Origin of the sequence: Calothrix sp. NIES-2100 (assembly GCF_963875285.1) — a bacterium.
Taxonomy (GTDB): domain Bacteria; phylum Cyanobacteriota; class Cyanobacteriia; order Cyanobacteriales; family Nostocaceae; genus Aulosira.
The window spans coordinates 4,090,374-4,103,866 of sequence record NZ_CAWNLA010000001.1 but is presented as its reverse complement, the minus strand read 5'-3'; the positions used below and the strand labels follow the sequence as shown (position 1 = coordinate 4,103,866).

At 43.3% G+C, this 13,493-nt stretch carries 12 protein-coding genes and 28 tRNA genes; 4 read left to right on the top strand and 36 right to left on the bottom strand.

The window, feature by feature from the left end; translation table 11 throughout:
- Positions 1-120 precede the first annotated feature (120 nt).
- The gene (locus AACU32_RS16745) at positions 121-900 is read left to right on the top strand and encodes an RDD family protein (RefSeq protein ID WP_096601278.1); all 780 of its coding nucleotides are present in this window, start codon (positions 121-123) and stop codon (positions 898-900) included.
- Positions 901-1,008: 108 nt separating this feature from the next.
- On the opposite strand, the gene AACU32_RS16740 is transcribed toward AACU32_RS16745, so the two are convergent.
- From AACU32_RS16740 to AACU32_RS16575, 34 genes are all read right to left on the bottom strand, one after another.
- The gene (locus AACU32_RS16740; protein ID WP_339377977.1) at positions 1,009-1,806 is read right to left on the bottom strand and encodes a DUF1868 domain-containing protein; all 798 of its coding nucleotides are present in this window, start codon (positions 1,804-1,806) and stop codon (positions 1,009-1,011) included.
- A 274-nt stretch (positions 1,807-2,080) separates the two neighbouring features.
- Positions 2,081-2,164, bottom strand: a tRNA-Ser gene (locus AACU32_RS16735).
- A 7-nt stretch (positions 2,165-2,171) separates the two neighbouring features.
- Positions 2,172-2,246 (bottom strand) — tRNA-His (locus AACU32_RS16730).
- Positions 2,247-2,252: 6 nt separating this feature from the next.
- Positions 2,253-2,326 (bottom strand) — tRNA-Ala (locus AACU32_RS16725).
- Positions 2,327-2,332: 6 nt separating this feature from the next.
- A tRNA-Arg gene (locus tag AACU32_RS16720) sits at positions 2,333-2,404 on the bottom strand.
- A gap of 6 nt (positions 2,405-2,410) precedes the next feature.
- Positions 2,411-2,485: transfer RNA gene (locus AACU32_RS16715), tRNA-Val, on the bottom strand.
- Positions 2,486-2,490: 5 nt separating this feature from the next.
- A tRNA-Gly gene (locus tag AACU32_RS16710) sits at positions 2,491-2,562 on the bottom strand.
- A 22-nt stretch (positions 2,563-2,584) separates the two neighbouring features.
- Positions 2,585-2,655 (bottom strand) — tRNA-Gly (locus AACU32_RS16705).
- A gap of 4 nt (positions 2,656-2,659) precedes the next feature.
- Positions 2,660-2,736: transfer RNA gene (locus AACU32_RS16700), tRNA-Thr, on the bottom strand.
- 82 nt (positions 2,737-2,818) lie between these two features.
- Positions 2,819-2,892, bottom strand: a tRNA-Leu gene (locus tag AACU32_RS16695).
- Between the two features lie 6 nt (positions 2,893-2,898).
- Positions 2,899-2,973: transfer RNA gene (locus tag AACU32_RS16690), tRNA-Lys, on the bottom strand.
- 41 nt (positions 2,974-3,014) lie between these two features.
- Positions 3,015-3,689 carry an HNH endonuclease gene (locus tag AACU32_RS16685; RefSeq protein WP_096601274.1) on the bottom strand — a complete coding sequence of 225 codons (675 nt, stop codon included), beginning with the start codon at positions 3,687-3,689 and terminating at the stop codon, positions 3,015-3,017.
- 46 nt (positions 3,690-3,735) lie between these two features.
- A tRNA-Lys gene (locus AACU32_RS16680) sits at positions 3,736-3,808 on the bottom strand.
- A 43-nt stretch (positions 3,809-3,851) separates the two neighbouring features.
- Positions 3,852-3,929 (bottom strand) — tRNA-Leu (locus tag AACU32_RS16675).
- A gap of 20 nt (positions 3,930-3,949) precedes the next feature.
- A tRNA-Leu gene (locus AACU32_RS16670) sits at positions 3,950-4,023 on the bottom strand.
- 3 nt (positions 4,024-4,026) lie between these two features.
- Positions 4,027-4,103 (bottom strand) — tRNA-Pro (locus tag AACU32_RS16665).
- 1 nt (position 4,104) lies between these two features.
- Positions 4,105-4,185, bottom strand: a tRNA-Leu gene (locus AACU32_RS16660).
- A gap of 6 nt (positions 4,186-4,191) precedes the next feature.
- Positions 4,192-4,267 (bottom strand) — tRNA-Gln (locus AACU32_RS16655).
- A gap of 5 nt (positions 4,268-4,272) precedes the next feature.
- Positions 4,273-4,349 (bottom strand) — tRNA-Gln (locus AACU32_RS16650).
- A 5-nt stretch (positions 4,350-4,354) separates the two neighbouring features.
- Positions 4,355-4,452 (bottom strand) — tRNA-Asn (locus tag AACU32_RS16645).
- 9 nt (positions 4,453-4,461) lie between these two features.
- Positions 4,462-4,534: transfer RNA gene (locus AACU32_RS16640), tRNA-Phe, on the bottom strand.
- A 6-nt stretch (positions 4,535-4,540) separates the two neighbouring features.
- Positions 4,541-4,615: transfer RNA gene (locus AACU32_RS16635), tRNA-Arg, on the bottom strand.
- A 5-nt stretch (positions 4,616-4,620) separates the two neighbouring features.
- Positions 4,621-4,705, bottom strand: a tRNA-Ser gene (locus AACU32_RS16630).
- 4 nt (positions 4,706-4,709) lie between these two features.
- Positions 4,710-4,790 (bottom strand) — tRNA-Tyr (locus tag AACU32_RS16625).
- Between the two features lie 92 nt (positions 4,791-4,882).
- Positions 4,883-4,956: transfer RNA gene (locus AACU32_RS16620), tRNA-Glu, on the bottom strand.
- A gap of 147 nt (positions 4,957-5,103) precedes the next feature.
- Positions 5,104-5,200, bottom strand: a tRNA-Trp gene (locus tag AACU32_RS16615).
- Between the two features lie 3 nt (positions 5,201-5,203).
- Positions 5,204-5,278: transfer RNA gene (locus tag AACU32_RS16610), tRNA-Ile, on the bottom strand.
- 5 nt (positions 5,279-5,283) lie between these two features.
- Positions 5,284-5,357: transfer RNA gene (locus AACU32_RS16605), tRNA-Cys, on the bottom strand.
- 5 nt (positions 5,358-5,362) lie between these two features.
- Positions 5,363-5,439 (bottom strand) — tRNA-Glu (locus AACU32_RS16600).
- Positions 5,440-5,442: 3 nt separating this feature from the next.
- A tRNA-Asp gene (locus AACU32_RS16595) sits at positions 5,443-5,518 on the bottom strand.
- A gap of 204 nt (positions 5,519-5,722) precedes the next feature.
- Complete coding sequence (locus tag AACU32_RS16590; protein ID WP_096601272.1) at positions 5,723-6,259, bottom strand: HNH endonuclease; 537 nt, start codon at positions 6,257-6,259, stop codon at positions 5,723-5,725.
- A 391-nt stretch (positions 6,260-6,650) separates the two neighbouring features.
- Positions 6,651-6,797, bottom strand: coding sequence for a hypothetical protein (locus AACU32_RS16585; protein ID WP_339377976.1), 147 nt, complete (start codon positions 6,795-6,797; stop codon positions 6,651-6,653).
- Positions 6,798-7,142: 345 nt separating this feature from the next.
- Positions 7,143-7,826, bottom strand: coding sequence for a hypothetical protein (locus tag AACU32_RS16580; RefSeq protein WP_096601270.1), 684 nt, complete (start codon positions 7,824-7,826; stop codon positions 7,143-7,145).
- Positions 7,827-7,830: 4 nt separating this feature from the next.
- On the bottom strand, positions 7,831-8,397 hold the full coding sequence (locus tag AACU32_RS16575; RefSeq protein ID WP_096601268.1) for a hypothetical protein: 567 nt from the start codon (positions 8,395-8,397) through the stop codon (positions 7,831-7,833).
- A gap of 296 nt (positions 8,398-8,693) precedes the next feature.
- On the opposite strand from AACU32_RS16575, the gene AACU32_RS16570 reads away from it, so the two are divergent.
- The 3 genes from AACU32_RS16570 (at position 8,694) to AACU32_RS16560 (ending at position 12,750) form a co-directional block, all read left to right on the top strand.
- Positions 8,694-9,944, top strand: coding sequence for a DUF4331 family protein (locus AACU32_RS16570; protein ID WP_096601266.1), 1,251 nt, complete (start codon positions 8,694-8,696; stop codon positions 9,942-9,944).
- A gap of 97 nt (positions 9,945-10,041) precedes the next feature.
- Positions 10,042-11,439, top strand: a complete 1,398-nt coding sequence (locus tag AACU32_RS16565) for a tetratricopeptide repeat protein (RefSeq protein WP_096601264.1) — start codon at positions 10,042-10,044, stop codon at positions 11,437-11,439.
- A 219-nt stretch (positions 11,440-11,658) separates the two neighbouring features.
- A complete protein-coding gene (locus AACU32_RS16560) occupies positions 11,659-12,750 on the top strand; it encodes a HupE/UreJ family protein (RefSeq protein WP_096601262.1) in 1,092 nt (363 codons plus the stop codon).
- Between the two features lie 33 nt (positions 12,751-12,783).
- Here the strand turns inward: AACU32_RS16560 and AACU32_RS16555 are convergent, their stop codons facing one another.
- Both AACU32_RS16555 and AACU32_RS16550 read right to left on the bottom strand, forming a co-directional pair.
- Positions 12,784-13,182 carry a helix-turn-helix domain-containing protein gene (locus tag AACU32_RS16555; protein WP_096601260.1) on the bottom strand — a complete coding sequence of 133 codons (399 nt, stop codon included), beginning with the start codon at positions 13,180-13,182 and terminating at the stop codon, positions 12,784-12,786.
- On the bottom strand, positions 13,166-13,465 hold the full coding sequence (locus tag AACU32_RS16550) for a type II toxin-antitoxin system HigB family toxin (protein ID WP_096601258.1): 300 nt from the start codon (positions 13,463-13,465) through the stop codon (positions 13,166-13,168). Before AACU32_RS16550 ends, AACU32_RS16555 begins: the two co-directional genes overlap by 17 nt.
- Positions 13,466-13,493 lie beyond the last annotated feature (28 nt).

Here is a 13,493-nt window from a genome sequence, read left to right as displayed (position 1 = left end):
GAGCGTAAAGCCTTCGGCATAGCTTCGCTTAGCGCGTAGCGTCTCGCAGAGAAGTCGAGATTCAACTACCGCGAAGTCGAACCACTGCCACCTGCCTTATCATAGAATTTTAAATTGCTTATGCACCTTTTTAACCGTGTTAAATTCCGTACCCCAGAAAGTGTAGAACTAGAATTTACCCTGGCGGGAATTGGTAATCGCGCTTGGGCTTTGCTGATTGACTATCACATTTTGGCTTTAATTTTACTGGGGTTTTACATTATTTTTTGGGTAATTATAGTACAATTATCAGATTTTTGGGTAAAAGTTTTCGGCGCTAATTTAGGTTTGTGGATGATCGCGATCGCTTTGCTGATCACGTTTGCTATTTATTCAGGTTATTTTGTATTTTTTGAAACTCTCTGGCAAGGGCAAACCCTTGGTAAACGCTTTGCTAAAATTCGGGTTGTGCGAGATGATGGTAGACCAATTGGACTACAACAAGCAGTTTTACGTGGTTTGCTACGTCCCCTAGACGAGTTTTTATTTATCGGTGCTTTTTTAATTATGTTGGGTCGTCAAGAAAAGCGCTTGGGTGATTTCGCCGCAGGTACAATTGTCATTCAAGACCAAATACCTAGTGGTTCAGCGACTTTAACTATTTCCGAACAAGCAAAATCACTTCATGAAGAACTGATACAAATTGCTGATTTATCACCATTATTACCAGATGATTTTGCTGTGATTCGAGAGTATTTACAAAGACGTAATGGTATGTCACCTAGGGCAAGATCCTCTCTATCTTTAAAGTTATCTCAACAAATTCAAGCTATTATTAACTTAGAGCAAATGCCCGCAGGTGTTGCACCTGATGTATTTTTAGAAGCTATTTATCTAGCTTATAAACAGACTGAATATTAAATATAAAATCTATATTTTGGAGATAATCTCTGCTAAATCAATAGTCAAAAGTCCAGAATCTCATGACTAATGACTATTGACTAATGACTAATGACTAATGACTAATGACTAATGACTAATGACTAAACTCGGCCAGTCCGGCTGACGATTATAGCTTGTCATATCGTCAAATTTTCTCAGTTCAACACGATCTATGAAAAAGTCTGGTGAGTTTAACGGCCATTGTTGATTCAATTCAGATAACTGTGTACTAAAATTTGTCCGGTCTAGTTCGGGTGAGATTTCTCCAAAATAAGCTAATGTAATATGGGCAGTGAAGTGATAATGTTGTTCAATACCCAAAGCCATTAACTGAGAATTTTGATAAACAGTGCGGCGAAATTTAATCACCTGTTCGTAACAACGCTCATCCTGTGGTACTAAACAAACTCCTATTGCTCTTGGCATGACTATCAGTCCCAGTACTTGCCAATATATTGGTTGACTGTCGGCGGTAATAGATTCTTGATAGTCCTGAAAGATATCAGCTATGCAAGAACGTAATTCTTCTTCAAATTTCGGGTTTTCCTCACAAACGTGACGGTAGGCACTATCCCAAATCAAGTCTGCTAGCGTCAAATGAAAGCTAGTATTGGGTACAGGCACAATCAAATCACGGTTAGCTGACAATTGTAACAATTGTTGTTGATAACTTTGTAATTGAGCGTAGAAAGCAGAGTTTTCTGTTGCTTCTACCGCCGGTGGGGTAATTAGCGTATAGCCGGGAAATGGTACTGGTTGCCTCAATCCAGCCGCATCGGGCTGAAATTTAGAAGACTCCTGGATATGCTGGACTTGGGATCTGTAGGCTTCTGGTAGCGTCATTCGTGCTACCCGATTTAAGTAAGTTTGATAATTGTCGTCCAATCTCGTTGGCCTCGCGCTCTCACTGGATAGATTTTAGCTGAATAGGCAGGAAGCCTTGCAATCTAACTATACTACCTTCATATAATGTCGAAGTTAAAAACCAGACGTACCTAAATTGTGCTGAGTGCGATCGCCCTTCATAAAATTTGATCCAGCTTGCGCCACTGGTGTATGTTAACAACTCTACGCATTTAAGAATCCACCAGGGAGGTACTGCCCCTCCTGTATCTGTGTTATCAGCACAGCGCCTCACTTTTCGGCTTCTGGTGGAAGGCGGAAGCTGAGAGAATCGAACTCTCGACGGTGTTAGCCGCAGCCGCTTTCAAGGCGGTTTCCTCGTCCATGCCGGACAGCTTCCATTCAGGGGTATCTGAGGAGACTTGAACTCCCTAATTACTAGCTCCACAGGCTAGCGTCTCGACCACTTTGACTTCAGATACCACCAGTGGAATCAAGGGGATTTGAACCCCTAACCTTCCGCTTGCAAGGCGGATGCTCTAGCCAGTTGAGCTATGACCCCATACAGCAGGAGTGGTAGGACTCGAACCTACATCGGTCGATTTAGAAGATCGATGCCCATCCATTAGGCGACACTCCCATCAATTGGTAGCCCTGACAGGGATTGAACCTGTAACCCTCTGTTTGTAGAACAGTTGCTCCACCATTGAGCTACAGGGCTACGAGAGCGAGTGATGGGACTCGAACCCATGCGCTGAGTGTGGCGCACTCAGATGCTAGCCACTACATCACACCCGCATTTAAGAACCTTAAGGTTCAGAGCGATCGACGAGAATCGAACTCGTACCGTGAGTTTGGAAGACTCTGATGCTGCCTTTACACCACGATCGCATTCTGGGGCTGGTGACAGGAGTTGAACCTGCAACCTACTGATTACAAGTCAGTTGCTTTGCCAGATTGAGCTACACCAGCATTTGGTAGCGGAGGCGGGATTTGAACCTACTACGTGAAGGCTTATGAGACCCCAGAGCGCACCATAGCTCTATCTCCGCGATACCCCTGACTGGATTTGAACCAGCAACTTCCAAATTTTAAGTTTGGCACCTCTTCCAATTGGGTTACAGGGGCATAATTTGGTGGGCGCTACAGGGGTCGAACCTGTGTCAGCCTGATTAAGAGTCAGGAGCATAATCGTTCTGCCAAACGCCCTAGTATTGGGTCGCCCAGGGGTTGAACCTGGATAAGTCTGCTTAATCCAATCTTGTGCGAATGTGTTTTTTCACTGCGTTGCTGCTAACGCCTAAACGCTTAGCTACAGTCGTATATGATGTTGCCTCTACTTCCTTGATGAGATCCTCTAAGTTGTCCCAAGCAATCTTTGTTGGCTTCACATATCCAGAGTGTTTATGCGAACAGGATCTACACCTAATTGCAGACCTTGATATTTGCGTCCCACAATCTAAACAAGAATAGCTATTTTTCTTATTTTTATTGCCGCAGTATGTTTCTGTGAGTGAATGACAATTTGGGCATAAAAGTCTAAGATTTTCTAGTTTATTATTTCTCCTATTTCCATCTATGTGGTCGAGATGTAAAGATAACTTCTTCCCTTGCCAGTAAAGAACCCCGCATTCGTAACATTTTTCCTCCAGTAGCCCTGCCTTGATTAGTCTTTTTTTGAGCCGATGTGTATGAACTTCAGTTCCCTCAAGTAAAAGTTCTTCAAGTGGTATTTCGATTTTTCTTGAATTAGACATTCCTACATTGCTTCTCAAGAAATGAGAAGTATCAAGCCCTAAACGCTGCACATCTTTCTGAACTCTCTTATATCTTGAACTGTGAATTCGCAAGCCTAGATGTCTCAAAACATCAGCGTAAGTCAAGCTAATTTTTACTGCTGCAATTAACGCTTCATCAGTGTACACTTTGGCTGATAAATATTACATAATTTTCCTCATTTTAGTAAATTTATGGGGTATACAGGAGTCGAACCTGTCTGAGTCGGATTAAAAGTCCGATGCACTTGCCGCTATGCCAATACCCCATACACAAGGCCGTTATTTATCCGCTCTGCCAACGACCCAATTTGGTACTCCCGACAGGAATCGAACCTGCAAAGATTCCGTCCCTCAAACGGAAGCGTTTACCAATTTCGCCACGGGAGTATGGTTGGGCAAATGCCCAGTACCCTTGGTGGGAGTCGAACCCACAAAATCTGGTTTCTAAGACCAGCACGTTTGCCAGTTTCGTCACAAGGGCAAATGGTCGGAATGGCAGGATTTGAACCTGCAACCTTCAGCTCCCAAAGCTGCCGCGCTACCAAGTTGCGCCACATCCCGTTGGTACTCCTGACGGGAGTCGAACCCGTACAAAATAGACTGTTTTTGAGACAGCCGCCTCTTCCAATTGGGCTACAGGAGCATAATTTGGCTGCCCTGCCAGGGTTTGAACCTGGAATCTCCTCGTTCAAAGCGAGGGATGTTGCCAGTTACACCACAGGGCAATAATTGGTTGCCGAGGTTGGGGTCGAACCAACTTCTCTATGATTCAGAGTCACAGCGACTTTCCAAGTCGTCCACTCGGCAATGAATGGCTGCCCCAGTAGGACTCGTTCGCGTAAGCGTTCCCGAAGGGTACCTACAACCTCGCGGTTAACAGCCGCTTGCTCTGCCATTGAGCTATGGGGCAATGTGCCAGTCCCCCAGATCCGGATTGAACGGATGACCTCCTGTTCTTCAAACAGGCACTCTACCAACTGAGTTACCGGGGGATAAGGCGAGAACGGAGGGACTTGAACCCCCACTCTTCGGTTTCGTAGACCGATGTGTTCATCCAGTTACACCACGTTCTCAAAGGCGGAGAGAGAGGGATTTGAACCCACAGTGGACTTGCATCCACGACTGTTTAGCAAACAGCTTGCCCTGCCGATAGCAATCTCTCCATAATGGGTCGGGCTGGAATTGAACCAGCAACGCAAACGCGGCGGTTTTACAGACCGTTGCCCACACCAATAGGCGAGCCGACCCATATATTTTGAGTAATGACTTGAGATTTCTCGGTGAAATAAAGGAATGGAGAGATCAGTTTTCCTGCTCTCTGCCATCCCAACTCAAGTCAGCAGTGCCGACGGGGATTGAACCCGCAATCTCCTGCTTGAAAGACAGGTGGCTTTACCAATTTGCCTACGGCACCAAGAGTGAAATTTCTACCACATGCAAGTTTGAGAAGCTGTTTTTTCAGCCCCCAGGTTTGGTGGAGGCTGTAGGATTTGAACCTACTCTGATGGAGAAAATCAGATGACCAGTTTGTAAGCTTCTTATGTTGGGGCACGTAGTAGAACGCAGAGACTAGGATTTGTAGACGCGAAGCGGCTTCCCGCAGGGTACCTAGACTAAAGGTTTTGGAGACCCTTATGCTGCCGTTACACTATCCCTGCATTTGGTCGCAGCGGCGAGAGTTGAACTCGCATTTCCTCGGTTATGAGCCGAGTACCTTACCATTAGGTTACACTGCAACGTTTGGAGTCCAGGGCGAGAATTGAACTCGCACAGTCGGTTTTGCAGACCAATACCCTACCATTAGGCGACCTGGACATTTTTGGAAGCCTCGACGGGAGTTGCACCCGCTTCTCTCTGACTGAGAATCAGAGCGACTTTTCTATTAGTCCACAAGGCTACACGGGGATGATGGGATTTGAACCCACGGTCTTTCGCTCGACAGGCGACTGCTTTAAACCGGACTAAGCTACACCCCCACGTTGGGTGGCAATTATTTAGTTTTCATGGTTCAGAGGTGTTAGCGCTGTGCCTTTTGCAGAGGCTCTTTTGCTTCACTACATATATACTACATAAATACTACAAGGCTGTCAAGGGTATACTACAAATTTTTTTTGAGAAATGAGAGGGCGGTGTTACTTAATCGCTGTATTGCCCTCTCTGACTGGGTTTAGGGGAGTGAATTACTCATTCTCAGTTAGGCGTTGTGCGTTCCAGAACTGTTCGGCAAATGCGACGGCTGGGTGAATTGGCGCTTTGGGTTTGGTTTTGAGTACCATTCCGGCTTCATGTGGAAGGCGATCGCTCTTGGTAGAATTACAACGTTCACAAGCTGTAACAACGTTGTCCCAGGTATGCTGTCCACCTTTGGAACGGGGTATTACATGGTCGAGGGTTAAACGCTTGGTGCTTCCACAGTATTGGCAGCTGTGGCTATCACGCTTGAGGACTTCACGTCGGTTTACAGGTGGTACTTTCCAATGACGTTCGGGATTACCAACTGTGAGACGAATGTGTTCGGGAACTTGTAGTACGACACTGGGCGATCGCACTTCCCAAAGCGTTGTACTGCCAAACTCTAATGATTCTGCCTGTCCGCTTACTAACAGTACAATAGCGCGTTTAATGTTAACCCTTGCCAATGGTAGGTAGTTCTTAGAGAACACCACTACCGAGTTTTGTAATATGTTGGCTTTCTGAGTCTGTGGTTGAGCTTCCATAGGTGAATTCACTCCCAAAAAATAACCCCCGTCTCTGGTAATCAGAAGCGGGGGTCAAGTAGTTGACACTTGTTTCCTTATATGCGGTACAAGAACGCACTTGCACCTCCCGCTGTTTATAAGTCGGTCTGGATTTAGCCATGCGGCTAACACTTCAACAATCCTTTCAGTTGCAGATTTACTGTCTGAATATTGATATGTGCCCTCAAATCCAAATAGGGCAATGTTTTTGCCTAAACCTTTGCGGGGTCGGCAATGTCTTGCGCTATCTATGTTTGAGGACAAGCTCTTGTGGATCATCGAATTTCTGTAGTATTTGTAATTGAGATTAATAACTTATTTTTATAATACAGTTGTAGTATGAAATTGTCTACCGTACAAATTTGAAGAATCAGCGAGGCGATGTCTGTCTTGAAAAGTTCAGATCTAAGGAAGCCTTATCTGGTGACTTTTCGCTACGACGGGCTACGCCGGAGCGAATCAACGCCAGCACCCTAAAGTTAATGCGATCGGTCAGTTTTCTGGAACGATTGAGCATAACCATATTAAAAAGGGTAAAGGGAAAGGAAGAAATATTTACCCCATAATATATAGATTAACGCAAAGCATTATTGATGTAATATTGGACTAAAGTCCGAAAAACCCCATACTCCAGATCTAGAAGTATTTAAACAACAATATTTACAGTCATTGCGAGCGAAGCAATCGCAAGGGTTGGGATTGCTTCATTCCGCTGACGCCACCTTCGCAATGACGTTGTGTAGTTAATTATGCGCCATAGACCAACAATGCGATCGCCGAGACTTGTTATATTAATACATCGCTCTGCAATTGAGTTACATCGGGCGACAATGCGATCGCATCAATTCCCCTCGTCAGATGACTAGGCGTATTTAACTTGAATGGATGGAATTATAATTTGACGATTTGCATTAACAGTAACATCAATGATGCCGTAACCTCCATTCCCTGGTTGGACAGCGCGATATTCAATTAATACACCATTTTGGGAAGCAATATTAGAATATGTTATGTAGCTTGTAGACTTAGACCAAGAAGTAAAATCATTATAATCCTGATATTGAGGTAAAATTGCTGACTGTACTTCTTCAGGAGTCATTCTTTCATTTTCTCGCAGGTACTTGGCTGCAATAGCCATACCGATAGAACCCGGCCCCGCAAAGGATGCGATACTCGGTTCGCTATTATGCATTTGAGGAAAAGCAAAAGCTACATTGTGTCCCAGTTGTTCACGACGTTCAGCAGCTAAAACCACAGAATATTGAAAGTTGTTAACTTCTGCGGCAGTAATATTAGTGAAATTGTTGTTTAAAAATTTACTTTGAGCCAACATTGCATCTAATCGTTGGTCATACCACTGTTGATTACGTCGTTGCCAAGAGACAAAAGCACTGTGTAGCAAAGTTCTAAAAGCAAAACCTAAGATTGAACGAGCTAGTAGTGCAAGCAGAAAGGCATTAGCTGGTTGAGGATTGTGTAGGCCTAGATTGACAACAAATAAAGAACTTCCCAAAGCACCATATTGAATAAATTTTCTACGCTTCATTTATTTACTTCTTTAACGTATCCTCGAAGAAAATGATATTAGGACACTCATAATTATTTGCAGAACGAAGACATTCAGCTTCAAGTGCTATGCTCCGAGTTCCTGCTATATCTATTGGCCAGGGAACCAATTCTCCATGACCAAAAGTTTGGGAACCGTACAAATTGCCATCCTTATATACTGATAGGCGCATCATTAATGCACCATCAGCTTTTCCAGCTACACCAAAACGCAGAATCAAAGTTTTAAATGGAGAACTAGCTGTTGGTGGAGTCAATGAGCAAACTACTTGTGTTGGTTCTTTAGCTAAAATTCCACCGCCACTACCAAGCATATAAGTTGCACCCAATACTGCTATAGCCCGAAGTGACTGACGACCTATAGCAACATCTTGATTCATAGCTAAATAGCCACTACCAAAAGGTGCTGTGTTACCTCCTGTTTGCTCACATTTCATCTCTGCAAGCGAAGCGACTCCGCTGGGACGACGTTTTTGAGCCTGCGAAGGATTGGATGTAGCAATTAAAACTCCGAGCGCAATACAAGCAACGGTTAATCTATGTAATCTCATTTTTAAAATAGAGCTTTTTTATACAAAATATCTTATTTTGGATGTTGTAACCACCGAAAAAACCCGGAAAAAGCAAAAAAGAGTGCAAAACGGACACTATAAACTATTAATTTTTTGATTTTATGGCGTTTTTGGTATAAAATAGGCTGATTTTGAAATTAATGCTGCCTGATTTTGCGTCTCAAGTTGAATAGTAAACAAAAAGTGAGCAGTGATTGGTCTGGAAAGTGAGCATTCTGACTACACAGAATATAGACATCAAATCAATCAAGTTCAATTTTATGGTAATCGCCAACATGAAAAATCACGCAAAAAACAGTAAAAAGACTTGGTATCGCTTTGGGTTTGGCAATATAAAAATACTTGCAGGTATCAGCTTATTGGCTTTAAGTCTGACAGTAAGCTTAGTAACTTCAGCACCGAAATACGCCACAGCTTCCGATCATGACGACGGTGAAGTGGATACTAAAGGTCGCAATTTAAATCTCACTGATTTATATGTGTTCCGCGAACAAGACCAAAACCCAGCGGCGCGTCAAGATGACTTGATATTAGTAATGAATACAAATCCGCGATCGCTCGCTCGACAGCAGTATTATTTTAGTACTAATGCTCTCTATGAATTTAAAATCAGTCGAGTTGCCAATCGAGATGCAACCCCCACGGGGAAAGAAGATGTCACTCTCCGCTTTCAATTTGATGAACCTAACAGCAGAGGAGAACAACAATTTAAACTGACATTAGTTACCGATGGTCGTCAGAGAAGCGATACAGGTAGAACTACGCCTCTGAGTACTGACCCGAACAACTCAACTATTAACAACTTATCTTTGGGTGATACTAAAGTCAAAGTCTTTGCTGGACTGCGGGAAGATCCCTTCTTTTTTGATGTCGAACAATTCTTTCGAGTACGTGCAGGTGCTTTGGGTATCGGCCCTGCGGTGGGTTTCCGTCCTGCTAACCAAGCAATTGACTTTGCTAAAGGCTACAACGTCAATTCCATTGTGGTGAGAATTCCCCGCGCGGCTTTAGCAGGAAATACCAATGCTACTACCTTTGATGTCTGGGAAACCATCTCTGTCAAAGACCATCGTAGCGGTAAATTCCAACAATTTGAACGCCTAGCTAGACCGGGAATTAACGAAGGTTTAGTTGTCACCAACGATTTCCTGAATGCATTCAATAGCATTCCGCCAACTGCGGATTTAAGTTCTGCTGCTAAACCTGTGGTAGCAGAAGCGAGAAAGACACTCAAAGCTCTCGGTAATAATGACGAACGTGCTAAAGCTCTCCTTGGTGCATTCCTCCCCGATGTGATGCGCATAGATACTACTGTAGCTAGTGGTTACGCCAATGCCCTCAATACCAAAGGCGCTCCTGTCGCCGGACGTAAACTAACTGATGATGTGATTGATATTACTCTAGGCGTGCTGACTAATGGAGCGGTAACTACTGATAACGTCTCCTACGAAGGCGCTGCTGGTAACCCATCTCAAGGACACCAGCCATTAGTACAGCAATTTCCTTATCTAGCTTTACCTAATTAAGTCAAACCTCACCCACCCAACCTCCCTCTCCTAGGAGGAGAGGGAGGAGTAAGAAAGAATTAAGGGGTTTTCCTGGGCGTATCTCTGCGTTAAAACCATGAACCAAATACAGCTTTTTCATTACAAATTGCCGGTAAAATTTATCTGGCTATTAGTTGCAGCACCAATTGCAACCAGCCTATTCTTTACTATCTCACCTCATTTCAATTCTCAGAAACTGCAAGCACCCTACCGCTACAATTTTTCCCCATCTATACCCGGTACGAGCGATCGCCGTGCGACATTACAACAAGAAATTACTTTTTACCAAGAAAAAGTTCGAGAAAATCCTGATAGTGGTTTGAATTTAACAGCATTAGCTCAAACCTACTTAAAAATGGCTAAGGCTACGGGAGAAAGTAACTGGTATTTATTAGCAGAACAGGCAGCCAAGCGCTCTTTATCTCATTTACCATTCAATAATCAAGGTGCAATTATAGTTTTGGCTCGTGTCGCTCAAGCTAGACATGATTTTACACAAGCCATTCGCCTTGCCGAACAAGTATTAAAATTGCAACCCAGTAACGATAATGCGATCGCTATTTTGGTAACATCAAACCTAGCAATGGGCAACTTACCACCAGCGAAAACCGCCGCCGATCAGCTTGTCAACAAACTTCCCTCCCAAGGTAACTTAACTTTACAAGCTTTAGTATTAGTTGCTCAAGGACAAGACAAAGCTGCAATTGAGACATTCCAATATGCTTTAGCAGCTGAAGAACCGGGAGAACTGGGGACTTCCGCATGGACAAGAGTATTATTAGGTCAATTTTACTACAAACATGGACAGCTAGAATTAGCTGAAAACCTCTACAAAGAAGCCTTACGAATTTTACCGAGGTATCCTCTAGCACTATTGCATTTAGCAGAACTAGAAACCCGCAAAGGAAATTATCAGACAGCAGAAAGCCTCTATGCGCAAGTTTTGCCCAATTCGCAAAAATCAGCCACGATTTTCGACCATGCTGTACTGCGAGGTAAAGCTAAACTTCAGCAATTACAAGGTAACGAAGCAGAAGCGCGTCAACTTTTAAACCAAGCCGAAATTTTACTGCGCCAAGAAAATGCGACAGGACACACCAACGGTTCCTTTGGACATCGGCGAGAGTTAGCGCGATTGTTATTAGAAAAGAATCATCCCCAGGATACAGCAGAGGCTTTATCCCTAATGCAAGCCGAAATTAATATCCGCCGTGATGCGCAAACCTTGGATACCTTAGCTTGGGCTTTGTTGCGTTCTGGACGTTTAGCAGATGCACAAGCGAAAATTCAAGCCGCTTTGCAACTAGGTACAAAAGATGCGGGTATTTTCTACCGTGCAGGGATAATTGCTAAAGCATTGGGAAATAAAGAACAGGCTTTGAATTACGAGAAACTCGCGCAAACCGTTGACCCGACTTTTAACGCACAAGCGCGACTGACATCTGGGTTGGGGTTGGAGAATTTGGGAATTTAGATTTTGGGCGTTGCTGATTGAAAATATTAATTAGTCTCACGCAGAGGCGCAGAGACGCAAAGGTATAAAGAAAAATTTCTCTCTTCTCTCTGCGTCACGGGCAGTTTGCTCAAGTCGGGAAACCCGCCCACGCAACTGCCCTCCTCTGCGTCTCTGCGGTTGAAAAATAATTTTCCCAACTCCTACACAGATTGCTGTATATCAAACTCTCAGAATACTATGAAAACTAACTGGCGCAGATATCGAATTTATCTCATCTCCTTTATCGGAGCATTCTTACTAGCGATCGCTTTCCCTACCCCCAGTCAAGCACATTGGGCAGATTTAGCAGTCGCGGAGGTAACAGTAGAACAGACAAAAACCGGAATTATCTTGACATTTCCTACAGGTTTAGTCGCTTCCGCCGACGATAACCGCGATGGACAACTATCCAATAATGAAGTTACCACACATCAAACAGAACTAGAGAAATTTTTAGGCGATCGCATTCGTCTTATCGACAATCAAGGAGAAGCTGGCAAAATCGCAGTTACATCAGCCGATAATTTACCAGCCAATATCCAGAGTAATACTAACACTCACACCACCCTAGAACTAACTTACACTTGGTCACAACCAGTTACCGGACTCACCATCAACTACGATTTATTTCTGCCAAATGTCCCCACAGCCCGGTGTTTAGCTACTGTAATTCAAGGGGGACACACTCGCAACCTAGTATTTACTCCCGAACAAAAGGAATTTGCTTTAATTGACCATTCTATATGGCAACAAATCAGCAGTTTTATCTTGTTAGGGATTGAACATATTATCACAGGTTACGACCATGTTTTATTTTTGATAAGTTTATTAATGTTAGGCGGTGGTTGGCGTTACCTGCTGAAAGTAGTCACAGCTTTTACTATTTCCCATTCCGTCACCCTGTCATTAGCAGTATTGAATATTGTGACATTACCAGTGCGCTTTGTCGAAAGTGCGATCGCACTGACTATTGTCTATGTAGCAGCAGAAAATTTCTGGCGTAAAGGTGTACGTGGGCGTTGGTTGCTGACATTTATCTTTGGACTCATCCACGGACTGGGTTTTGCTGGAGTTCTCAAAGAAATTCATCTGAGTCAGTCAAACTTGGCTTTATCGCTAGCTAGTTTTAATATTGGTGTAGAGATTGGACAAATTGCGATCGTTTCTATCGCCTTTATAGTGTTGCGTACTATCCAAAAGTATCCTTGGGAATTAAATTTGCGTCGCTTCTTATCTGGTTGTGTCGTCGCTCTGGGATTATTTTGGTTTGTCCAACGAGCTTTTTATTAAGCTAATATAAAATTGATAATAATTTGTACAAACTCAAATAAACAAACTAGGCGACACCTTAAAATACTCACTCAACGCTTTAGCTTGCGCCTTACTAATCGAACGCTTACCATTGACAACCTCAGACACTACACCACTCGAACCAATAATTCCCACTAAATCGGCTTGACGAGTTCCACTTGCTTCCATAATATGCTGAAGAATTTCATGAGGTGCAGATTCTGACATCGGATAATTTTCTGTCTCATACGCTTCAATCAATATCACAAGCAACTTGTGCAAAGCTTGCTCTTCTCTGGTACGATTCTTCTTAAAAGTTAGCTGTTCTACTACTTTTAAAACACGTTCGTACTCTTCTTCTGTTTCTATTGCGACAGGAACAACTTCTGATAAAAGATTGCGATAGCTATGTTGGTCAAAAGTAAGGGTCATTTTTCCATTTATCTTTATCGTATTCGGCGTATGTCAGAAAATACTTGTAATAGACGACCTGGTTTTCGTAGTCAATACCAACAATTAGACGATAATCATTACCTTTAATATTAAATACAGTAAAATTTCCCACTGCTTCTGCATCTCGATAAATTTTTCTCACATCTTCGAGGTTTTGCCAATCTGCCTTCTTAACGGTAGCATACCAGTCTTCTATTTGCTTTTTGACATCAGGAAACTGACTAGTATCAATGCGAAGGTTACGAATGGAAATTAAATGCATTCGTCTTTGGTTGTCTGCGCATATTTAT